The sequence below is a fragment of the Haloarcula sp. CBA1127 genome (assembly GCF_001485575.1).
Lineage (GTDB): Archaea > Halobacteriota > Halobacteria > Halobacteriales > Haloarculaceae > Haloarcula.
The window spans coordinates 1,570,008-1,591,517 of record NZ_BCNB01000006.1 but is presented as its reverse complement, the minus strand read 5'-3'; the positions used below and the strand labels follow the sequence as shown (position 1 = coordinate 1,591,517).

The window sequence follows — 21,510 nt, the reverse complement described above, 5'->3', positions numbered from 1 at the left end:
CCAACCACTGCCCGTGAGCGAGTACGTCCCGACCGGGTGTGACGCGATTGACGAACTCTTGGGTGGTGGGCTGGAGCGCGGTGCGGTCACGCAGGTGTACGGCCCGCCAGCGGCCGGCAAGACAAATTTCGCCCTCTCGGCGGTGATGGAAGTCGCCGCCGCTGGCGACGCGGCACTGTACATCGACACCGAAGGGCTCTCGGCTGACCGGATGGAGCAGGTCGCCAGCGGCCGCGCACGCGGGACGGCTCAGACTGTGGATGACCTCGCCGGCCGGCTCATCATCACGGAGGCGCTGGACTACGACGAGCAGGCCGAGGCCGTGCAGGACGCCGCCGAGTTCGCCGCCGAGGTCGAACTTATCGTGCTGGACAGCGCGACCGGGTTCTACCGGCTCCGCCGGGATGACGAGGACGGTGGCGAGACGCTACGGGACGTGGCCCGCCAGATTACCCACCTGCTCTCGCTGGCCCGCAAACACGACATCGCCGTCCTGTACACGAATCAGGTGTTCACCGACCCGGACAGCGACCGCTCGACGGCGCTTGGTGGCCACACCCTGAACCACTGGTCGGGCGCTATCGTCCGTCTGGACCGGTTCCGTGGCGGCAACCGACGCGCCACGCTGGAGAAACACCGCGCCAAACCGGCCGGCGATACGGCTCAGTTCCGCATCACTGACTCGGGACTGGTGGGCGACGACACGCCCGAAACGCCGCAGTAGGTCGCTCTGATCTCGACAGCAGTCTCGGGCGCGCGCCGTCGCGGCGACGGCCGCGTCGCAAGCGCGAGGGACGAGTCGCACAGGCGAGCAAAGCGAGCCGAGCAACGCAGTCGGTTGGGGAGGCGTGTGGCTGTCGCGGTTTCGTGCTGCTGTAGTTCCAGTGATGCATACCGCGCGAGCGGAGCGAGCGCGGTTTCACCGAGCACGGCGTGCCGTGCTCGGCCTTTTTCATGAACGTTTTTCGAGTCGAGCGGGACCTTCGGTCCCGCTGACCATGCGAACGGGCGCTTCGCGCCCGTGTGCAGAGAGCGGTCGCCTTCGGCGACCCGACGATGAAAAAGGTTCAGTAGATGAGGTCGTCGTCGTTCTCGACCATGTACAGCGTCCGCGCGGCGATGTTGACCGCGTGGTCCCCGACGCGCTCGATGTCACGAATCGTCAGCAGGAGCCGGGACACGTCAGCCATCAGTTGCTCGATTTCGGCTTCGCTGGAGTCGGCGTCGATTTCGCGCTCGATGAGGTCACGAACGACCATCTCGGAGGCCGCCTCACACCGTTCGTCGACCTCGTCGTCGATGTCGGCGATGGTATAGCACTGGTCGGCGTCCTGGTCGCGGTAGGCTTCCATGGCGTTTTCGACCATCTCGATGGTCACGTCGGCGACATCCTGAATGTCGACTTCGGGGTACACATCGCGTTCAGCAGTGAGCGAGTACTCGCCGAGGTTCGTGGCGAGGTCACCGATGCGTTCGAGGTCGGTGATGATCTTGAACGACGCAGCGATAAAGCGGAGGTCGGACGCGACCGGCTGTTGCAGCGCCAGCAGGTCGATACAGTCCTGTTCGAGGTCGAGATACAGCTGATTGATTTCGTGGTCGCCCTCGATGACCTCTCGGGCCATCTCTTCGTCTTTCTGTTCGAGCGCGTCCAGACCAAGCCGGAGCCGTTCGAGGACGATCTCTGACATATAGAGGACGTCCTCGCGGAGCGAGTTCAGTCCCTCCTGATAGGAATCGCGTGGCATAGTCCGGAATGTGCTAGTGGTATGCATCAGCCTTTCCCTTCTCCCAATATCTCCCGATACCGGCCGGCGTCGCGGTGCGGCGGACGTGCTATGCAGGGACAGGCATACCCGACAGCGAAAACCGACTACTGTGACACTGCCTCGGCGTCGTCACGGGGATGAACGTCCAGCGTTGTCGTGTCGCCGAGTGCTGTTCCGCCCTCAATGCGTTCGACACGCAACACCACGTCCTGTGGCGTTGCACAGCCACAGCTCACGAACTCGTCCCACTCCTCGCCGACGGCCACCGGGCCGCCGTGGGCGCGTCGGAGGTACTGTTGATAGATGTCCCCGCGCAGTTCGTCGACTATCCACTCGGTATCGACGCCAGACCACGGGTCCCCATCGGCGGCGCTGGGGGCAAACGAGAGCACGATACGGTCCGCAACGGGAGCCATACACTGGCTGAGGCGGGAGACAGGCTTAATCCCTTGGGAGCGCCCCCCTCGGCACGGCTACAATTTGTCGTTGACCGCTTCCAGGCAGTCAGCGTCGACGAACACCACGACGTGATCGCCGGGTTCGATGACGGTATCACCACGGGGGATGACCAGTTCGCCGTCGCGGCTGATGGCCCCGATGACCACGCCGGTCGGCAGTTCCTGTACCGACTCCTGGATCGGTCGCCCAGCGAGGACGCTGTCGGCGGCTATCTCGATTTCCAGTACCTCGGCGCGGTCGGATTCGATGATAGCCACCTTTGTCGCGTCGTACTCTCGGGTGAACCGCGTGATCTCTTCGGCGGTCGTCTCGCGGGGATTGACCGCCACGTCGACGCCGACGGCCTCAAACAGGTCGACGTACTCGCCGGAGTTGACGACGGCGACGGTTCGCTCCGCACCGAGCCGCTTGGCCAGCAGTGTCACCAAGAGGTTCTTTTCGTCGCTATCGAGTGTCGCAACCACGGCGTCGGCGTCTGAGACGTGTTCCCGTTCGAGGAATTCGCTATCCGTTGCATCACTTTCCAGTACGGTTGTTCCCTGCAGGTCCTCCGCGAGTTCGCGCGCCCTGTCGTGGTCTTGCTCGATGAGCCGTGGCTTGATACCGCGATCCTGAAGCAGTCGTGCGGTGTGATAGCCGACGTCGCTTCCGCCGACGATGAGGACATTCTGCGTCGTCTTTGACTCCGGTGCGATTTCAGTTGCAAACAGACGAACGCTTTCGCAACTACCGATGACGATGATGTCGTCACCTTCCCTGATAACGGTCTCGCCGCGTGGGATAATGACTTCGTCACCGCGCAACACGGCAGCGAAGGTTAGTGACTCGTAGCGGTCGGCCTCCGCAACGGTCTGGTCCGCAATCGGACTGGATTCACGCACCTCGAACTCACCCATCTGGACCTGTCCGTCGACGAATGTTTCCACGTCCCGCGAGCCTGGAAGCCCGATTACTCGGGCGATATTCTCCGCAGTAAGCAGGTTTGTCGCAACCATGTGGTCGACGCCGAAAGCGCCCCCGGATTTCTCCCAGGTCCGGAGGAACTTCGCGCTCTTGACGCGGGAAATAGTGAACGGGTCAGCGGCCGTTATCGCCGTCCCACAGGTGACGATATTCGTCTCGTCATCGTCGGTGCTGGCGATGAGTACGTCGGCTTTCTCGATACCGGCCTCCGAGAGCGTGTCGAGTTCCGCACCATCCCCTTCGACACCGAGCACATCGGCCTCGTACATCAGGCTCTCCACACGGTCAGGATCGATATCTACGACGGCGACTTCGTGGCTTTCCGCGAGGCTTTCGGCGATGTTCGAACCGACCTCGCCCGCGCCGACGATTACGATATACACGGCTGCGCCTCCGCCTGATACATGTGCATCAGCTTTCCACCGGTGGGTGAAGTGTATTTTCATCCGGCCGGCGGGCCAACCCCATGGGGGCGGCCGGGCTATCGAACCCGGCGATGAACGAGTGCTGATTCATCGGTGACGATGTAGTCTTCAAGCCGCTTACGGCTCATCTCGGAGCGGCACGTCTAACCAGGGGCAGAGGGCTGACCGACGTTGGAACCGTTCGACTGAATCGAACGACTCTTTCGTCTCTTCGATCGCCTTTCGCATACTGGCGTAGTCGGTCATACACACTTCATCTGTCTCCCCATCGTTTGATTATATGCTTCTTTACGCCTGCTATCTACCCGGTAGACGCGCATTTCTGTCGCTCGCGCCCGTCTGTTCGTCGAACCGACCGCAGCGACTGTGACGCGATAGCTACACAATCTTGTCTAAGGTTCTGACCAACGCGTCGCGGACGCTTAGCGGGCAGCTCGCTTAGTAGCAGGTGACTACTCTCCCGTCGCCAGTCGGCGTGACTGCCGCTCACCGTCACGCTGGCAACTTAGTGACTATTTGTAGACGTGGCTGTGGACGCGAGTACAAGACGATGGACTGCACTAGATACGACTGTCGGCAGCAAGCACTATCTCCCGCCGGATGTACCGCTGTGTGCACGCATCTGTCCAGTCCGTAGCTTACTTGTCCGTATCGAGAGCGGCCCGTAGGCGGTCAGTAAGTGGCTGGGGTGCCGACAGTGAGAGCCGATGACTCACCGCCAGTGCTACAAACACCACGCTCACGACGAGCGCGACGGCGACGCCCGGCACTGTGACCCCGCTAAGTGTGAGTCCACCGACCGTAATCAGTGTGGCACACGCGGTCCCGAGATACCGACCTGACCACCGCTCATCGGCCGACGTGTGGGTGTCTGTCCGGTCATGATCGGTGAGAGACTCTGTCGGCGGCGTCGATTCAGCAGCCGGCGTCGACAGGAGCGATGGTTCCTCGTCGAGATACCCGTCGAAGGAGTCCGCGAGTGCGGTCGCTTCGACGAGTCCGCGGTCCTGATTGTAGTTGATGACGCCTGCGTCGTCCATCTTCGGGAGGTGAGACTGGTACAGCGCGATGTAGACGCGCTGGCGCTGTTTCGAGCGGAGCGAATCGACCGTCGTGTCGTGTTCCAGCGCCGCGATGTGTTCTGCGATGTCGCTCATATCGGCCGGCTCGTCGCCGGGGTGTTCGTGGAGGTACTTGAGGACCAGACGGCGGCGACGACACTGTAGGACGTGGAAGAGGTCGTCGCGGGTGAGTTCGTCGTCCGATGTGGACTCCGCAGACGCCGACTCCTCTGTCGCGGACTCCTCGGCCTCAGTTGTCGTGGGTTCGGAAGTCGTTTCAGCTATAGACATGTTCGCTCGTTCCTTTTCCAGCAACCGATATATACCGGGTCGACTGTTCCGCCGATTGCGACTGTTTCGCCGATTTAACGGGTCGATAATGGCCGATTTATCCGGGGACAGTACGCGATAAAACAGCGTTCTGAAGGTCCTACACCTATTTTCTGGGATTTTGGGTCAAGAACTCTGTTCCACGGCTGTTTCACACAGCATACTAAATTGTTTCACCACTACGACGGTAAATACTGTCTACAAATACACATATTCACAGTTGCGGAAGGCGTTGTATCTCGGACTAATTCTGCTGCTTGTTGGTCATAGAGGAGCCAGAGGGCCGAAATTATCGTTTACTGTGTCTGCCGACTATAGCTGTGGCTTCAGTTACGACTGTTGTGACCGTGGCGAACAGTTGCACTTGGCGGAGACACACCCGAAAAACGTCGGTAGTGAACAGTGATGCCACTATCGACTCGGCTATCCGGGCCGTAAGCCGGTTTATCCGCCGGGCGTCGGTGGCTTGATATCACCTGCGTGTGGCGAGTTCGCGGCTGCGGGTTTTGCCCGCTCCAGACAGATGAGGTTCTCCCGGCCGAGACGGATTTTCACGACTTCGTCGTCGTCGACCATCCGCGAAAGAAGGCGGCTGACCTTCGCTTTCGACCAGTCCGTCGCCTCAACGATGTCGGTCTGGTGCATACGGCCGTTCTCGACCTGCAGCATCAGTTTCACGAGCCGTGCGTCAGGCGTGAGTTTCCGGTCGGCTTGCTCGAAGGCTTCAGCCGCGGTGTCCGCGTCGATATCTGTACGGTCAGCTTCGGCCACCCTGTCCGTCGCCTCGATTTCACGGTTGACCTCGATTATCTCTCGGTCCAGTTCGAGGCGGCGATAGATGTACAGTCTGGCCGCCACGGTAAGCTCCGTGACCCAGCCACGCCTGATCGCTACGACTGTCAGCCCGATTCCGATGAGGAACCCAAGAAGCGAACTCGTCACCCAGGCCGGCGTCAGCACGCTGTTCGGGTTCGTTCCCCAGGCGACTTCCTGGCGGTCGGTCAAGAAGTCACCGTCCGAATCGGTCGCAAGCGGGTCCGTTCCGAGGTCCGAAACCTCGCGCCCGTCGCTGAGACCATCGCTGTCCGTATCAGCGGTGGTCGGGGACGTGCCAGCCGCCAGTTCCTTTCCGTCGTCGAGGCCGTCACTGTCCGTATCGCTCTTGGTGGGCGCGGTGCCCGCTTCGAGTTCTGTCCCGTCTGTTACCCCATCTCCGTCAGTGTCGGCAACTGTCGGGTCCGTGCCTATTGCCAGCTCCCGCCCATCGGCGACCTCGTCGGAGTCAGTGTCAGCCTGTACCGGGTCCGTGCCGACCTCCAGTTCCCGACCGTCGAGGATGCCGTCGTCGTCCGTGTCTGCGTCGGTCGGATCGGTCTCGCCAGACGCCTCTCGCTGGTCGGACAGCCCATCGCCGTCAGTATCGGCGACGGTCGGATTTGTCCCAAGTGACAGTTCGCGTTCGTCCGACAGCCCGTCGCCATCCGTGTCACCCTGTCGCGGGTCGGTACCCTGTTGAATCTCAGTCCTGTCGGCGACACCGTCTTCATCGGTGTCTGCGGCCGTTGGGTCCGTCCCGTGCTGGTGGACCTCCGCACCGTCTGTCAGCCCGTCGCCGTCAGTGTCAGCATCAGTGAGATTTGTCCCCTGAGAGACCTCGTTGCTGTTGTTGAGTCCGTCGTCGTCAATATCACCGGCACGCTGAATCGGCTGTAGAGACACCGACTGCCGATCTAGCGTGGTGTTAGAGCTCGTGTTGTAGAGCGAGATAGAGAGATCATCGAGTCCCGCCGTTCCGGGAGTTGTGAAGGCTGCGGTTCCGTTCGGGCCGACCGACGTACAGGCCGACGATCCGTTCGCACGCGCACAGACTGAGAGGTTTTCCTGCGGCGAACTAACGGTCACTGCGATCCGATACCCGCTGAGCCGCTCGCCGTCTATCCGTTCCCAGACGAACGCGGTTCCGTTCGGCCCGTCCGCAGCAGCGTGTGTGGGCTCGGTCGACTGTATGGCCGGCGCTGTTTCGTTGCCCGTCGCTGTGTATTCAGTATCCTGCCCGGCGTCCGCTGCGGTAGCGACACCTACGGAGACAGACGCGACTGTCAAGAGGAGGAGTAAAGCGCAGATCCCGCTCACGATCTGGTGTCTCATACAGTACGAGTGTCACAGCGGGACAATATCCTTTTTGGCACATAGTCCCCTTGTCACTTCTAGGCACACTTGATAATTCAACGACAATTGTCGGCACGTCCCAACTACTTACTCATCGGATAATCCGAGCTCCGACCCAACGACCTGATCCATCCCCCGCCGAATCCGCTGTGACATCGCCGATGGCGAAATGTCGAGTTTGTCCGCCAGCTCAGCCTGTGAGATGCCACGGGGCACGTCGAAGTACCCCTCTCTGTGTGCCGTCTCAAGCGCGACTTGCTGGTCTGCGGTCAGTCCGCATACGCCGGCGTTTACCTCCCCAGAGGTCCAGTACAGTCGATCAAGTCTAAACGTGATATTCCGTTCAGAACACTCAGATCGGAACTGCGACAGTGCTGCTCGCGACCGAAACTGCGCCTGTACCTGCCACTGTCCACCCGCCCCTTCGATGTCGAGCACCCGTCCACCGGCGCGGACGAGCGAGGGCGTGAGTCGGACGGCGCTGTCGGCCACCTCGACCCGATAGACGCGGTTCGTCTCCGTCCAGTCTAACACGACGGGCTCGCATACCGTGCTATCCCCCTTCAGTTCTGTTTCGAACTGGTCAAGACTCTCACCGACGGCCTCTATCACCAGAAAACTCGACGTCCCGTCGTCAACCATCTGTTCCGGACGGACTGTTATGTCCGGACTGCTCTCGACTGCCTCCGTCAGAACCAGCTCCGGATGACTCAAACACAGATCGACACCGAGGCTTTTCTCCCGTGGTGTCCCATCCGTCTCTGATGGGCTTGCCGGCCCGTATCCAGCACCATCGACTGGCTGGTTTGCCTCAGTTGCCGACCCCTGGTCGCCGGTGTTGCGCATGTTGACACCAATCGAATCGGGCACAAGGACATTATCACTATACAGATAGTGTCTGAAAATCGAGAGGCTATACTAATAGCCACTCTGTGGGATCCGGTGTTTGCCCACCTGTCGAGACAGAACAGTATCTTCCAATAGCAGGTTTCGCTGGGACCACTCGGGTGGTCCCTCCGGTAGAAGACGATCAAGCGTCGCCAAGTTTCCCTAGATGCCCACCGACAAGTACGGCGAACGGGCAGGCGGACGGAGCCAACGCAGAATGTGAGCAAGCGTGGCGCTCCATGGGAAACAGGGATTGCTTTGACGAAATATCATATAACCACAACTCTTTCGAAGGTTAGATCCAATCGCAAGACAGCAACTAAGGTTGGAACATTGTACTTGCCAGACCTATCAAACTAGGTAAAGCAATTCCCATTTCACAGTGGTTCCGGATTGGCTTCGAGTAAGTCTCTGTCCCACGAAATAAGCCATATTGGTCGGTCAGATACGGCATACGCCGGCTGGGTCGTCAACCATCTAGTCAGGTACGACAGCGGTCATTCACCTTATTCCAGTGGTGTTGGCGTGGGTTGGACACCCGCAGATTGACAAAGGACTGTGTTCGGTCGGTTTGTCGGTCTCAACTGGTCTATTCCAACCTTGCAAGTCACACGAAACGGAGAGGTCGGTGCAGGCGAGCAGTTGGTTGCCGGTTGCTATACTTGCAACTTCGCCGCGCTGACTGGCCCAACCTGGGTAACCTTCTCAATCCATTGGAGTGTATAGACAATTATGGGCGACCCAGCGTGTTACCGCGACTACTGCCCTGCATGTGACGCGCAGGTAACGATCACTGACGGTGAGTGTCCGGACTGTGGGACGAGCTTAGAGTCGTACGAGTCATAGAACCGATTGAGATTTTACTCGTTGTGGGGTATCCATAGTTCGGTTGGAGCGAGACCTGAATGATTGTGACGGCTAACTACACTCGGCCCGGGAGATGGGGGATCAGTCAGAGCAGTATCTTTACTGACGGACTGTAATTACTTAGAGAAGTGGAAATTGAGAGGAGCACAGTCATAGTAGTACAACGAAACAGCCAAACCACTCCGAAAAAATGCCTACAGTATGGCAGATAGTCGTTCGTCGGCCCTCCTCGACGAGGATGGAAACCTCTTCGGCCTCGTCAACGTCGTTGATGCACTGGCCGCCCTGCTCGTCATTGCGGTCGTTGTGGCAGGCGCCGCACTTGTCCTCCAACCGGAGCCAGAGCCACCTGCTCCGAACACTACCAACGTCACCCTCGATCTCGGGACACAACCTGAATACATCGTCACAGAAATCACCGAAGGAGATACGTACAGTCCAAACGGTAATTCAGAGATCACGATTACGGACGTCCACCTGACACCGCAGGGCAACCAGACACGTGTCATCTTACGCGCTACGCTTCAGGGACCGCCTAACGGGAACAGTCTCACATATGCAAATGCGCCCCCGCGCCTCGGGCGACCGCTAACCATCGCGACGAGTCGATACGAAGTAGACGGTCAGATTCGTGCAGTGGGTGGTGACAACAGTTTCACTCAGGAAGACACGACGGTAGTTCTCAGAGACACCATGGCCACCGCCGAAGCGCGAGACGTCACCCCCGGTGATGAGATCCGACTCGCTGGCCGCACTGTTGCGACCATCGAAGACGTGGCTGCATACTCAGGTGAAAACACGACTGAACAGACCGTCTTTGTCGAAGCTGAACTCGACACCCACACTCAGCAATCTGACCATCGGTTCGGCGGGACACAGGTCCGGCGCGGGCAGACAGTCACGCTCCCGGCCGAGGACTACACGCTCAATGGCCGTATTGAACAAGTCGGCAGCGGTCTCCGATCGGCGACTGCCGACGTGCTGCTCAAGACGACTGTTGACGCCGAAACGGCTAATCGTCTCGCTGCCGGCGACATCGCCACCGTTGCCGGGTACGAGGCAGCCGAAGTACGAACGGTCACGACGTACGCGACACAGAACCCCGACCGCAAACGCATATTCGTCGGTCTCTCGCTGGCGACCCTCGAAAACGGCGGTCAGCAACAGTTCGGCAGCACCACCGTCCAGCGTGGAAACAACATCACCGTCTCGACCGAGAGCTACGAACTCTCCGGCACCATCGACCGCGTCGGCGCACTCGAACCACGTGGGACACTCACTAATCGGACAGTAACGCTGCGGATGACAGATATTCGCGCGGACATGGCCGACGAAATTAGGCCCGGCATGACCGAAACCAGTGGTGGGACGACGGTCGCCCGCGTGAGTCGCGTCAGCACTGAACCATCTATCATCATTACGACGGGCGACAACGGCACGGTAAACGTCGTCGATCACCCGTATCTGCGCGATGTCACCATCACGACTGAACTCCGGGTCCGTGAAACGACAAGCGGTGTGCAGTTCAAAAGCGAGCCCGTGCAGCAGGGCTCGACAGTCGTCATCAACCTCGGGACGATCACTATCGAAGCGACGGTCGTGAGTATCGGTCTCTGACCCACATCACAAACGATATCTTGGATCGCTCGAACCAGTATATAATCGGATGTCCGAGGAATCCGGGTCGCTGAACCCTATTGGAGCTGTCGGGGAAAAAGTTAGCGCGATCACCGACGGGTCAAAGGTCGTCGATGTCGGGCGAGTGATCGGTGCTCGTGCAAGCGAGTTCGTTCAGAAGTCGTATTGCTACCGCTGGCTCACGACGGAACCTGAGCCCGAGATTATCGTCATCGACCTTCGTGAGACGTACGCTGTTGGGCCCTTTATTACACTGTTGGACAGGCTCATCCCACATATCGAAGACGCATGGCGACACTCGACCGTGGGGTCGGCCGCGAAAACCGCGTTCGAACGGCTTGCAGCGGATGTGTTCGACCCGCTCTCGGAGACGCGTGGCTACGAACTCGCAGCCGCTCTCTTGACACCACCAGAGCCGACGGAACAAAGGCGTACTGACAATGGCGAGTCAGAATCTGCCGAGGATGGCTCGGCCTGACGTTCCAGAATATTCTCTTTAGAAACTCCTGTGACTTGCCAATACTCTCTTCGTGGTGGGAAGCTCGCAGTTTCAAACAATCTTGAATGAGTCTATGCTGAGTTTTGTCGCGGGTGCAGCCAGAAATAACGATCAATGTGCGCTTTCCACCGTTCACAGTTCTTCTCTCACCGAATCCGTGATAGTATGAACGATTTCATCTATCTATTCGCTTTTCTCACTTCGAAAAACGACCGCTAATACACGTGTACTTGGATATATGGATACTTCATCAAATGATAGTCTGGTAACTCTGGAGTGCAATTTATTGATAATACTGCTGATTGTCCCCTAACTAGCAAGCACAGCTATGTGCGCGCTTGGCCCATTCGTGCGACTGGCACGTCCGACTACCCACTCTTGCGATGGAATGTCTCTCAATTAGCGAAGCCGGAGCACTTCACTCACACTTTCGAGATCACTCTCTTTGTTCCAGAGGAGCCGTGGAGTGTGAAATAAATAAATGGCCGAGAATTGCAGCTTTACGGTTATGATGACGGTGATTCGGAGTGTGACCGCTCGAGCAGTCGATCCCGAAGTGTGCTGAATATCATTGTCTGTGAGAGCCCGGTCCGTCAATGCTTGGGGTGTTCTGGGATTACGTCCTCTTGACCCGAAGGGTGCCTTCAGGAGGATCGGTCAGTGCCTCGACAACACGAGTCGCAGCAGAATGTGACGGGACAACCCAGATTGCCTCCGCGGGGTCACAGGCAGCCATCTTATCGAAATCTGCGACGACTGCCTCGGCGACATCGCTGTTCAGATGCTCGGCTTCCACGACGATGACGATCTCACCCTCGGCGTCGATCCGATGTCATTGGATCGACGCTGGTCGGTCCGGTTACAGCCTGCTCCGGATCGTCCGTTCCGCCCATGGTCGTCTCGGCCGGGGGATGTGGTGATTCCCTTGGCCGGGTTCGTAGTAGCGGGACACCTCGACGACCGGTGACTCGGCGTCGTCAACGTAAGCGTGTTCTAAATACCGGGCCAACGTCTCGACCCGCATGTGGTGCTCGCTGGTCTCTTCTAGGTTACCCACGCCGTGTCCGTAATCGACGCCGACGCAGTACGACTCATTCAACAGCGACTGACCGACACTGGTGACAGTATAGAGCAAGTGGGCTTTATCCGTCACGTTTGGTCAAGCCGCGGTCAAGCAACTCGTTGACGCCTGTATCGCTAATACCGAAATACTCCCGGAGCCGGATCACCGAGTCATACACAATATCGTACATCGTGGACTCATACTTCATTGACCACGCGTCGTATACGGCCTGCAGGGACAGCAATTGCTGGTGGGAATACTCGGTCTGCTCACGCTCAGCCGTGGACCGTGCGACATCCACGTCACAGACCGGAATGTTAGCGCGGTCGATCGCTGCCAGCGTGTCGTGACACTCAACCACATCCAACATGTCCGCCCGCGCCGAATCGTAGAGTGCGTCACACTTGGTGCAGGTGAGCGCATGTCAGTCGGTGTCGTAGGCAAAGGTGGGGGTAACCGCTCGGTGTATGGCAATGGACTCTCGACGACTACATCGGTGGGCCCGCGGCGTGTGTGGACTCTGCGGTTGTCGTGGATGGCTGTCACTGGCCGCCAGTCGGCCGTGAGCAGGTGACTGCGTTGGCGTGGCAGAACGGTGTCGGTGAGCACTGAGAAAGTTTATACAGACCGTGTCGGTTTGCACTTAGCAGGTGTGGAGCTGTCTGTGAGACTGTCGCGTCGTTGCTCACTGGGAATATGAGTGGTCGGTCAGGAACGATTGCCCGGTCTCACTGAGTCCGTACTGGCCATCCTCGAGTTTACTCACGTACCCCTGTCACTCAGTTCCGACAATCTGCGTGAGGCGTGTTCTCGCAACATTCCAAGATTGTCGGCGACTATCCACGAGCAACTGTTCGAGATAGACCTCAACCCTCTGGAACCCGACAAATCAGGATCCGAGACTTAGTCAGTGAGACGGTAAAACGGGGGTCAACTACAAACTCGTGGTTATGATCCTGCTGTGGCGAGTGGTTTACATCTACACTTCCTGAAAACGCACAGTGGTCCGCGTCCGCCGGAAGTGCGCACAGCCGGCCGGTTTGGGCACGCGTCCCCACCGTTTGTTGCTCGTCTCTCGTCCCGATATAGCACACAGTCGTCACCACAGAACAGGTCTCAGTTGGTGCTGGTATACTTTCACCGAATACCGACTCAACAATCGGAACGAGTCAAACGGGTTAGTTTTCGGGCCAGAGCTGATCTTTCAGGGACCGCTCCCACACCCATTCACCGTTTTCCCGGTACCAATCGATGGTTCGCCGTATCCCCTCACGAATGTCAACCTGTGGTTCGTAATCGATCAGGTTCGATGCCTTAGAATAATCACAGTGAAGCTGCTGGACATCCAGCGGTCGGAACCGCGACTGTTCGACCTCGATGCTCACTTCGGCGTGCCCCATTTCTTCTGCGATTATGTGCGCAAGCTCCTCGACAGTGTAGTCCTCACCGAAGCCGAGATTCACGACTTCTCCTTCCGCGTCGGGACAGTTGATGAGCTTCGAGGCGCCGCGGACTGCGTCTTCGACGTACGTGAGGTCACGACTCGCCTCGATGTTCCCCAGCGACAGCTGATTATCCGTCGATAGCTGTGCGATCAATTCGGGAACTATGTAGGGATGAGTTTCGCGCGGTCCGTAGCAATTAAACTGACGGAGGATGACGACCGGGACGTCCTGTTCATGGAAGAGCGTAAAGCAGAGGCGGTCGGCCGCGAGTTTACTGACTGCATAGGTTGACTGCGGATACGTACGGTGGGACTCGCTCATCGGGACTTCCTGTGCAGTCCCGTACACTTCCGACGACGAGTAGGTAAGGATGCGCTCAACGCCAGCGTCCCGGCACGCGAGCAGCAGTTTGAGCGTCCCGTTCGCGTTGACCGAAAAGAAGTCTGTGGGTCGGTCATAGCAACTCGGGATGTATGGTTCTGCAGCGAGGTGGAACACGTAGTCGATCTCGTTCGACTCCAGCAAATCGGCCAGATCCGACCGCAGGATGTCGCCACTGACGAGGTCGATGTGGTCCGCCAAGTCGGCTCGTTCTCCTTCGATTCGGTTGACGATATTTTGTAAGTTATCTAGAGCGCCCGTCACGAAGTTGTCCAAGACGGTGACGTGGTTGTCGTTCTCGAGCAGTCGCTTGACGAGAGCGGAACCAATGAAGCCGGCGCCCCCAGTAACCAGCACCCGCTCGTTCTGGAGTTCGGTAACCATACAGGGTAGTTTTTTTCGGGGATTATAACCTTCTCGCCTCGATGCCGAGATCAGAGGGCATCGCGGATAACGTCACATATCTCGATTATAATCTGATCATTAAGATTCGGAGCGGACGGCAGATTCATCCCACGCTCGTGGAGTCGTTCCGTCACGGGGCAATCGCTTCCACTCCCGGCGTAGGGCGGTTGCTCGTGAAGTGGGTAGAAAAATGGCCGCGTCTCTACGTCGGCAGCAGCGAGTGCGTTCCGCACCCGCTCGAACTGTCCGGTCGTTCGAAACACCGGGGAGACCATCCAGTGGGCTGACTCTCCCCAGTCGGGTGTCGCCTGGAAGCGAACGTCCTGCGTCGTCAACTCGCGGCGATATGTCTCGGCAACGCGGCGTTTGTTCTCAAGGATCGCGTCGGCACGCTCAACCTGCCCAACGCCGATCGCGGCCTGTATGTTCGTCAGTCGATAGTTGTACCCGATCTCCAAGTGGTAGTATTTCTTGTCTCTCGACATACCGTCCCGCCGGAGCAGGCGTATTCGCTCTGCAAGTTCGTCGTCGTCCGTCGTTATCATCCCACCCTGACCGGTGGTGAGGATCTTATTCCCGTAAAAGCTGAAACAGCCGACGTCGCCGACGCTCCCCACACGTCGACCACGATACGTCGCGCCGTGTGCCTCGGCAGCGTCCTCGAGGACCAAGAGGTCATGCTCGTCTGCGAGCCGTTGAATCGGCGTCATCTCGCAGGGCTGTCCGTAGAGATGGACCGGCATCACCGCCTTGGTGTCTTCGGTGAGACGCTCACGGACGCTAGCGGGGTCAAGTGTGTATGTGTCCGGGTCGACATCCGCGAACACCGGCGTTGCACCGACGTAGGACACCACGTTCGCACAGGCGATCCACGTCAGGTCCGGGACGATTACCTCGTCTCCCTCGCCGATCCCGGCAGCCAGGAGTGAAAGGTGGAGTGCAGCGGTTCCGGTCGAGGTAGCGAAAGCGTGTTCGGTCCCGACCCAATCCCCGAATACATCTTCGAACTCCGTGACGTACTCGCCCTTCGGGGAAATCCACCCGCGTTCGAGTGCGTCAACCACTCGGGAACGCTCCGCGTCCCCAAATGTCGGTTCTGCAAGCGGAATCATGTATAAGTAGTAGCGTGCCAGTGATCGTACATTCTTAAACTATACGCGTTGCATTTCATTTCTCTGCAAGAGTCCTGACTATCTCTAGGTCTATCGGTTCGTCAATATCAATTGATCGGTCTCTTGGCATTTCGAATGGGACCGTGGCATCGGTATAGAATGATTCGTGTTCAATAAAAGCGTTCCTCCGCGCGGCAAAGATGGCCCCGTTCGGGCAGCGCAAAGCTGGAAGGTCCTGGCTACGTGGAATGTCGTCAGTCCAAAGGACGTCCCTATCGAAGTACGTATGCAGGTACCCGTCATCGTCAGGTTCCACTGCCCAGAATGGTGGTTGCTCAAACTCAGTCACGGAGATGACCGACTTCGCAGCCTCGTCGTTTTGCAGCTTCCGTACTGCCTGGTCGATGTCATCTACTCGACGGAGTGGAGAAGTAGCTTGCAACTTTACAACCACGGTCGGCGGTTCCTGTTGTTTTTCGATCCAGTCGAGCGCGTGTTGGATGACCGGTGGCCCCGGTGTCTCATCCGTTGCTAGTCTGGCCGGCCTTATAAAAGGGATTTCCCCGCCGTACTCGCGTGCTACTGAGGCTATCTCCTCGTCGTCAGTCGAGACAATCACTCTGTCTATCGTTGTCGCTTCGTTCGCCTGCTCCACCGTGTGGGCGATGAGGGGTTTTCCAGCCACTTCCTTGATGTTCTTTTTCGGTATCCGCTTTGACCCCCCACGCGCCGGAATTACGGCGAATACGTCACACGTCATTGCTTGATACCGTGTCGACGTCGGAGACGACGGTACTCCGCCATCGACGTTATTTCGAATTCCTGACCGCCGAATTCGGCTACTGCGGGTCGAAACGGTGGGTAGTACATCGCCCGGATGAATCGATCGATTTCATCGTCAGACCACTGATGGTTAATAACTCCGTCGTTTGGAAGGTCGCCTCGCCCGTGATACGTGCCGACCCCCGTCTGTGGTCGGCCGCTGTACTCTTCTTCCACGATTAATTCGAGTACTGGCAGGAAGTTGCTCATTCCGGCGTGGATGAGTCGGTGGTAGAGCGAATAAGCGGTATCGGTAGGCCCGATGGAGACCTCTTCCTGCTTGAGTATCGGCCCAGTGTCAATTTCGTCTGTCATGTAGTGGTACGTGTAGCCGGTACGCGATTCACCTTCGACCATCGCCCACGGCACCGACAGCACACCGGCGTACTGCGGGAGCAACGATGGGTGGAGATTCACACCACCGTACTGTGGAATATCGAGAATACGGCTCGGAATCTTATCTCGATAGTAGAGGGAAAAGATGAGGTCTGGGTTGAAGGCCTCGATCCACGACTCTGTATCGGGGTCGGAAATGTCGTCGGTCTTATACGATATATCCTTCTTTTCGAGAAACTCCAGTAGTTCTTCGTTCCGCTCAATATCGTAGGTCAGGACGCGAAGTTGCTCTTTTTCGAAGCCACTATTCAACAACTGCCTGATCGCTAGAATCCCAGACCGATAGAACGTCGCCAACAGAATTTTCGTGTCAATCATCACCGTTCACTCTTAGCGCCTAAGCGTACCAACAGTTGTTTTAAGTCTCTTGCGTTCCCGTGATGTGATTCGACTACCCGAGTCAGCCCTGACATCGACGACACGGGTATGTCGTCGTCGGTTGGATTGACCGCGTCGTGTTGGTCAACGCGTCCGTTATTTGTATGCAGATGGAGACAATCGAGATAGTCTGCTACTTCTTGTACGACTCTTGACTTATGGTAATCAAAGGTCTGTGAGGACACGTTCAGATGGCCAGTGTCGAGTAAAACGCCGCAGTCAGATGGGTCTACCTCCTCGAATAAACGACTGAACTCGTCAGGTCGACAAAACATGAGGAGGGGGTCTCCTCCGACCACGTTCTCCGTGGTGACGACGTTGTTCTCGATCGAGATCGACACGTCGGTCGACGTCGCATGGTCAATTACAGACCGCAGTGACGAAAGAAACCGTTCGAAGCACGTTTCGTAGTCGGGTGGCGACTGCTTAGGGAATGTCAGGGACAGATCCGGGTCGACTCTGAACCCGCCGTGGAACGTGTACCGCGGTATATCGTGCTTCTCGCAGAAGGTGATCGCGTCCTTGACGTAGTCGACGCTTTGTCGTCGCAGGGACTCGTCCGGCGATGCGAGGTTCAGGATGAACTCGTCCTGAACGGGGAGAAAGTAATTGTGGGCAACGAAATTGAACGAATACTCCTCAACTAGCGCCGAGACATCTACATCCTTTTCGCTGCAGTAGCCGAGTTCGACGTTTTCGATGTCGGCCCGAGAGTACGCCATTAGTGTCTCCTCCATCCCGGTGTCTGGAAGACATTGCGTTGATGCACATATCATGCGATGTGGTCCCACGTAACCGGTGCATGCTTGGGGATCTCCTGCGTGGTAGACTTACCGACGACATCGTCGTAATTCCACGGATCTATTCCTTCGTCTGGGCGGACGATCAACAAGTCGTCGGGAGAGATAGCCGCACCAGATTCGATATCGCGACTGGCGTGTAAGCTCCGGCGCATGGAGTGTTTGTTGTTCCGTTCCACTGTGGAGATCAACCGACGAGTACTTCCGATCGCCTTCTCTGCGAATCGCACGTTGTCCACCATCTGCGAGAGTTCATCGGGTTCTAACGACGCGTAGTGGTCCGGCCCCTCCATCCCCCGGTCTAGAGTGAAGTGCTTTTCAATCACAGAGGCTCCGTATCCCATCGCCAAGACTGGAGCCACGACCCCCCTCGTATGGTCCGAAAACCCGACCTGCCCGGGGAACGCCGTTGCGAGAGTCTCGATAAATCGCATATTGAGCTGGGTGGCCTTAGCTGGATACGATGAAACGCAGTGCAAGAGAGTGACGTCCTCGCAATTTCGAGACCGGAGGAACTCGACTGCGCGTTCAATTTCACCAAGGTTTGCCATCCCCGTGGAGAGGATGACGGGCTTTCCTGTTTCTGCGATCGCGCTCAAGAGGGGTTTATTCACGATGTCGGCCGAGGCGACTTTATACCGATCAACGCCGGTGGATTCAAGAATTTCTACGCTCTCCGGGTCGTACGGCGTAGACATGAATTCGATCCCAACTTCCTGGCAATATTCCATCAGGACGTCGTGATCTTCTTCTCGCAGTTTTACGTTGTCCAGCATTTCGTACTGGTTTGTGCTGGCATCCCGTTCCTTCTGATAGTCGGCCTGCTCCGTCTGAGCTGTCGCGACTTCTTTCGGCTGGAAGGTCTGAAATTTGACCGCGTCAGCACCGGCGGAAGCGGCTGCGTCCACAAGGTCTTTCGCTATCTCGATATCGCCGTTGTGGTTCACACCCGCCTCCGCGATAACTTTGCAGTGGGGTTCCAAACCAGTGTCTGCAGTCATGAATGAGTACAACTCACCATCGGATAAGAATATATCGACGTATGGCGACCACTGTCTCCCCCATGCTTCCCCGGTCGTGGGTGAGCGTTGGTAGATCTGTGATCGAACGAGGCGGCGCCAGCGCTGGTAGAATGGGACAATCGCGGCCAAACACATTCGATTCCGATCGAATCACGTACCACACCTGGCTATGATCGTGTCTGCCGACGTGCTTGCGGACTATACCCACGGCAAGATGCCATATCCCGGGGGCGACGGCTAGCGGATCGGATCGTTTTTATTGGTAGAGGGTCCACCGCCGATTGAACTCTGCTTTCCTAAACAAATGAACAACGAAGCCTCGCAGCGGGAGAAGCTAGCTGCGCTCGAACACGTCGCTCGTCATCGGCCGCTGACGACACTCGCCATTCTTGGGATGAGTCTGGTAGCCGCCGTGCTGGAGGGTATCGGTCTCAGTTTCATTCTTCCCATCATTGAGGTCACCCGAGGGCAAACGTCTTCGTCCGACCAGAGCCAATTCGTTGAGGCGTTCGTTACGCTCTACGACGTTCTAGGAATTCCGTTCTCACTCGAGTACATCATCGTCGGTGTTATCACCGTCATGGGTGTTCGGTACGGGTCCAGTTTTGTCGTCGACTGGTTGAAGGCCTATCTCCGAACAGATTACGTCCGTCACCTGCAGACAACGGCCTTCAACCGGGCACTCGATACCGAGATTGCGTACTTCGATGAAAAGGGTTCCGACGACATCCTCAATACGATAGTGACGCAAGCCGAGTATGCTGGTCAAATGATCCAGTGGCTCGTCGAGATCCTCAAACAAGCGTTTATGAGTTTGATTTACGTGGCGATAGTGGTCTATTTGGCACCGAAGTTCCTGATCGTGGCAGCCGTTTTCCTCGGTGGCCTCTTCTATTTCGCGCGGAAAATGGTCGAGTCCGGCTACTCCGTCGGTGATCGGGTCGCCGACGCGAATCACGAGATACAGACGGTCGTTCAGGCCGGGACGCAGGGCATCCGCGACGTGAAACTCTTTGCGCTCTCGGACGAACTAATGGACGACTTCCTTGAATCGGTTCAGAAGTATACCGATTCGACGATCCAACTATATCGGAACCGGTCTGCGATCGATCACTTCTATCAGTTCACCATAGCCGTCACAATCTTCGCTTCGCTGTACGCGTTCCTCGAGTATTCTACTCTTTCGTTCGGTGGACTGGGACTGCTCTTGTTCGCAGTCTTCCGACTCGCACCCCGAGTTAGTACAATCAACAACCAGTTCTACCAGATCGAAGGACACCTGCCACACCTCATTCGGACCCAGACGTTCGTCGACGAACTAGCGGACCGGAAGGAACCGGGTTCCGACGGGGACCCATGCCCCGATCAGCTCGAAAGCGTTTCCTTCCGCGATGTCACCTTTGCATATCAAGATGAAACCGTACTGGACGATATTTCCTTCGCGATCGAGCAAGGCGAATTCGTCGCGTTCGCCGGTGGCTCCGGGGCCGGGAAGTCGACCATCGTCTCGCTTCTCGCTCGTTTCTACGACCCCGACACAGGGACCATCACGGCCAACGACGTACCAATCGAGACCTACAAACTTGACGAGTGGCGCCAGCGGCTCTCGGTTGTCCGCCAGCAACCGTACATTTTCAACGATACGCTCTGGAAAAATGTGACCGTCGCTGACAGGGATGCGACCAAGGAGGAGGTCGAAGCGGCCTGTCGAGCGGCGCAGGTGACGGAGTTCCTCGACGAACTACCGAACGGATTCGACACCGTGCTCGGTGACGACGGGGTCCGACTCTCGGGTGGCCAGCGACAGCGAATTTCCATCGCGAGAGCCGTGCTCAAGGACGCGGAAATTCTGGTTCTCGACGAGGCGACGAGTGATCTGGACTCGCACCTCGAAGAGGAAATACACGAACGCATCGAGCGTCGCGATGACGTCATGCTCGTCGTCATCGCGCACCGTCTCTCGACGATCACGGATGCGGACCGGATTTACGTTGTAGACGATGGCGGGGTCCGGGAAGTGGGCCCCCACGACGAGTTACTTGAGCAGGATGGAATGTACGCCTCGATGTATCGAACGCAAATCCGGTCGCCCTGATTCACCTCGTCAAGAAACCGCACTGGCGTTATTCCAAGCGTTTTTAAATTCCACCGACTTGAGCATCCCTATGCTCTCGAAGTGGCAGATCTATCAGACTCTCTCTAGGGCCGGTCTCGGATCGGCCGCAATCCGGCTAGAGAATCACTTTACTCAGAAGTACGACTTTGCGGATCTGACGGACGAAAGTATAAAGTCGTATTCGGAGCCTACAGATGAGGGGTACGTCCTCATTCCCCTCACGCGCGGGCAAGATGGGCTGAATTCCTTCCGATACTGTATTCTCGCACACGCCTTTCGGACGCGGGGCTACACTCCGATTATTCCTCTTTGCCACGCCGATCTCGATCTTTGTCAACGGAAGACATGCGAGAAGGATGGGAAGGCGGTCTGTGACGTGTGTAACTACGCCGGTCAGTCACTCCTTTCAGCGTTCGGACTCGAGGGCATCCCCATCGAGTCGCTGCTCAGTGAAACGTACAGTCCACCGGAGGTAGATACAACGCTCCAAACTTATCGCGGA

At 57.6% G+C, this 21,510-nt stretch carries 21 protein-coding genes; 5 read left to right on the top strand and 16 right to left on the bottom strand.

The window, feature by feature from the left end; genetic code table 11:
- The first annotated feature begins 13 nt into the window (after positions 1-13).
- Positions 14-724, top strand: a complete 711-nt coding sequence (gene radB / locus AV059_RS12690) for a DNA repair and recombination protein RadB (RefSeq protein WP_058994900.1) — start codon at positions 14-16, stop codon at positions 722-724.
- A gap of 343 nt (positions 725-1,067) precedes the next feature.
- On the opposite strand, the gene phoU is transcribed toward radB, so the two are convergent.
- From phoU to AV059_RS12660, 7 genes are all read right to left on the bottom strand, one after another.
- Complete coding sequence (gene phoU, locus AV059_RS12685) at positions 1,068-1,748, bottom strand: phosphate signaling complex protein PhoU (protein WP_058994896.1); 681 nt, start codon at positions 1,746-1,748, stop codon at positions 1,068-1,070.
- 125 nt (positions 1,749-1,873) lie between these two features.
- Entirely contained in the window at positions 1,874-2,185 is a 312-nt protein-coding gene (locus tag AV059_RS12680) for a hypothetical protein (RefSeq protein WP_058994894.1), read from the bottom strand.
- A gap of 57 nt (positions 2,186-2,242) precedes the next feature.
- A complete protein-coding gene (trkA, locus tag AV059_RS12675; protein ID WP_058994892.1) occupies positions 2,243-3,574 on the bottom strand; it encodes a Trk system potassium transporter TrkA in 1,332 nt (443 codons plus the stop codon).
- A gap of 159 nt (positions 3,575-3,733) precedes the next feature.
- Positions 3,734-3,862 (bottom strand): hypothetical protein, encoded by a 129-nt coding sequence (locus AV059_RS22985; protein WP_004957274.1) that lies wholly within the window; start codon positions 3,860-3,862, stop codon positions 3,734-3,736.
- A gap of 392 nt (positions 3,863-4,254) precedes the next feature.
- Positions 4,255-4,968, bottom strand: a complete 714-nt coding sequence (locus AV059_RS12670) for a hypothetical protein (RefSeq protein ID WP_058994889.1) — start codon at positions 4,966-4,968, stop codon at positions 4,255-4,257.
- A 483-nt stretch (positions 4,969-5,451) separates the two neighbouring features.
- Positions 5,452-7,155: a hypothetical protein gene (locus AV059_RS12665; protein ID WP_058994886.1), complete on the bottom strand. Its 1,704-nt coding sequence runs from the start codon at positions 7,153-7,155 to the stop codon at positions 5,452-5,454.
- 108 nt (positions 7,156-7,263) lie between these two features.
- Positions 7,264-8,022, bottom strand: a complete 759-nt coding sequence (locus AV059_RS12660) for a helix-turn-helix domain-containing protein (RefSeq protein WP_058997599.1) — start codon at positions 8,020-8,022, stop codon at positions 7,264-7,266.
- Positions 8,023-8,796: 774 nt separating this feature from the next.
- On the opposite strand from AV059_RS12660, the gene AV059_RS22800 reads away from it, so the two are divergent.
- The 3 genes from AV059_RS22800 to AV059_RS12650 all read left to right on the top strand — a co-directional run bounded on the left by AV059_RS22800 (position 8,797) and on the right by AV059_RS12650 (position 11,047).
- Positions 8,797-8,910 carry a DUF2089 domain-containing protein gene (locus AV059_RS22800; RefSeq protein WP_228841798.1) on the top strand — a complete coding sequence of 38 codons (114 nt, stop codon included), beginning with the start codon at positions 8,797-8,799 and terminating at the stop codon, positions 8,908-8,910.
- Positions 8,911-9,132: 222 nt separating this feature from the next.
- Positions 9,133-10,548, top strand: coding sequence for a DUF4330 family protein (locus tag AV059_RS12655; protein WP_058994884.1), 1,416 nt, complete (start codon positions 9,133-9,135; stop codon positions 10,546-10,548).
- 49 nt (positions 10,549-10,597) lie between these two features.
- Positions 10,598-11,047, top strand: a complete 450-nt coding sequence (locus tag AV059_RS12650; RefSeq protein WP_058994883.1) for a hypothetical protein — start codon at positions 10,598-10,600, stop codon at positions 11,045-11,047.
- A gap of 637 nt (positions 11,048-11,684) precedes the next feature.
- On the opposite strand, the gene AV059_RS12645 is transcribed toward AV059_RS12650, so the two are convergent.
- The 9 genes from AV059_RS12645 to neuB form a co-directional block, all read right to left on the bottom strand.
- On the bottom strand, positions 11,685-11,864 hold the full coding sequence (locus AV059_RS12645) for a hypothetical protein (protein WP_058994882.1): 180 nt from the start codon (positions 11,862-11,864) through the stop codon (positions 11,685-11,687).
- A gap of 63 nt (positions 11,865-11,927) precedes the next feature.
- Complete coding sequence (locus tag AV059_RS12640) at positions 11,928-12,221, bottom strand: hypothetical protein (protein ID WP_058994879.1); 294 nt, start codon at positions 12,219-12,221, stop codon at positions 11,928-11,930.
- Complete coding sequence (locus AV059_RS12635) at positions 12,211-12,492, bottom strand: hypothetical protein (RefSeq protein ID WP_154021030.1); 282 nt, start codon at positions 12,490-12,492, stop codon at positions 12,211-12,213. Before AV059_RS12635 ends, AV059_RS12640 begins: the two co-directional genes overlap by 11 nt.
- An 817-nt stretch (positions 12,493-13,309) precedes the next feature.
- The gene (locus AV059_RS12630; RefSeq protein WP_058994876.1) at positions 13,310-14,341 is read right to left on the bottom strand and encodes an NAD(P)-dependent oxidoreductase; all 1,032 of its coding nucleotides are present in this window, start codon (positions 14,339-14,341) and stop codon (positions 13,310-13,312) included.
- 50 nt (positions 14,342-14,391) lie between these two features.
- On the bottom strand, positions 14,392-15,474 hold the full coding sequence (locus tag AV059_RS12625) for a DegT/DnrJ/EryC1/StrS aminotransferase family protein (protein ID WP_058994874.1): 1,083 nt from the start codon (positions 15,472-15,474) through the stop codon (positions 14,392-14,394).
- A gap of 55 nt (positions 15,475-15,529) precedes the next feature.
- Positions 15,530-16,234: a cytidylyltransferase domain-containing protein gene (locus AV059_RS12620; protein ID WP_058994871.1), complete on the bottom strand. Its 705-nt coding sequence runs from the start codon at positions 16,232-16,234 to the stop codon at positions 15,530-15,532.
- Positions 16,231-17,010, bottom strand: coding sequence for a methionyl-tRNA formyltransferase (locus AV059_RS12615; protein ID WP_058994870.1), 780 nt, complete (start codon positions 17,008-17,010; stop codon positions 16,231-16,233). The genes AV059_RS12620 and AV059_RS12615 overlap by 4 nt, the downstream gene beginning before the upstream one ends.
- On the bottom strand, positions 17,010-17,792 hold the full coding sequence (locus AV059_RS12610) for a sugar phosphate isomerase/epimerase family protein (RefSeq protein ID WP_195156655.1): 783 nt from the start codon (positions 17,790-17,792) through the stop codon (positions 17,010-17,012). The genes AV059_RS12615 and AV059_RS12610 overlap by 1 nt, the downstream gene beginning before the upstream one ends.
- A gap of 50 nt (positions 17,793-17,842) precedes the next feature.
- On the bottom strand, positions 17,843-18,871 hold the full coding sequence (gene neuB, locus AV059_RS12605; protein WP_058994866.1) for an N-acetylneuraminate synthase: 1,029 nt from the start codon (positions 18,869-18,871) through the stop codon (positions 17,843-17,845).
- A 325-nt stretch (positions 18,872-19,196) separates the two neighbouring features.
- Here neuB and AV059_RS12600 point away from each other — a divergent pair, with 325 nt between their 5' ends.
- Positions 19,197-20,987, top strand: coding sequence for an ABC transporter ATP-binding protein (locus AV059_RS12600; RefSeq protein WP_058994863.1), 1,791 nt, complete (start codon positions 19,197-19,199; stop codon positions 20,985-20,987).
- Positions 20,988-21,510 lie beyond the last annotated feature (523 nt).

Coding starts and splice junctions, on each gene's coding strand:
- AV059_RS22800 (WP_228841798.1), top strand. CDS start 8,797: ATGGGCGACCCAGCGTGTTACCGCGACTACTGCCCTGCATGTGACGCG.
- AV059_RS12650 (WP_058994883.1), top strand. CDS start 10,598: ATGTCCGAGGAATCCGGGTCGCTGAACCCTATTGGAGCTGTCGGGGAA.
- phoU (WP_058994896.1), bottom strand. CDS start 1,748: ATGCCACGCGATTCCTATCAGGAGGGACTGAACTCGCTCCGCGAGGAC.
- AV059_RS12660 (WP_058997599.1), bottom strand. CDS start 8,022: ATGCGCAACACCGGCGACCAGGGGTCGGCAACTGAGGCAAACCAGCCA.
- AV059_RS12630 (WP_058994876.1), bottom strand. CDS start 14,341: ATGGTTACCGAACTCCAGAACGAGCGGGTGCTGGTTACTGGGGGCGCC.
- AV059_RS12665 (WP_058994886.1), bottom strand. CDS start 7,155: ATGAGACACCAGATCGTGAGCGGGATCTGCGCTTTACTCCTCCTCTTG.
- AV059_RS12655 (WP_058994884.1), top strand. CDS start 9,133: ATGGCAGATAGTCGTTCGTCGGCCCTCCTCGACGAGGATGGAAACCTC.
- AV059_RS12625 (WP_058994874.1), bottom strand. CDS start 15,474: ATGATTCCGCTTGCAGAACCGACATTTGGGGACGCGGAGCGTTCCCGA.
- neuB (WP_058994866.1), bottom strand. CDS start 18,871: ATGACTGCAGACACTGGTTTGGAACCCCACTGCAAAGTTATCGCGGAG.
- AV059_RS12670 (WP_058994889.1), bottom strand. CDS start 4,968: ATGTCTATAGCTGAAACGACTTCCGAACCCACGACAACTGAGGCCGAG.
- AV059_RS22985 (WP_004957274.1), bottom strand. CDS start 3,862: ATGACCGACTACGCCAGTATGCGAAAGGCGATCGAAGAGACGAAAGAG.
- AV059_RS12610 (WP_195156655.1), bottom strand. CDS start 17,792: ATGGCGTACTCTCGGGCCGACATCGAAAACGTCGAACTCGGCTACTGC.
- AV059_RS12600 (WP_058994863.1), top strand. CDS start 19,197: ATGAACAACGAAGCCTCGCAGCGGGAGAAGCTAGCTGCGCTCGAACAC.
- AV059_RS12680 (WP_058994894.1), bottom strand. CDS start 2,185: ATGGCTCCCGTTGCGGACCGTATCGTGCTCTCGTTTGCCCCCAGCGCC.
- AV059_RS12615 (WP_058994870.1), bottom strand. CDS start 17,010: ATGATTGACACGAAAATTCTGTTGGCGACGTTCTATCGGTCTGGGATT.
- AV059_RS12620 (WP_058994871.1), bottom strand. CDS start 16,234: ATGACGTGTGACGTATTCGCCGTAATTCCGGCGCGTGGGGGGTCAAAG.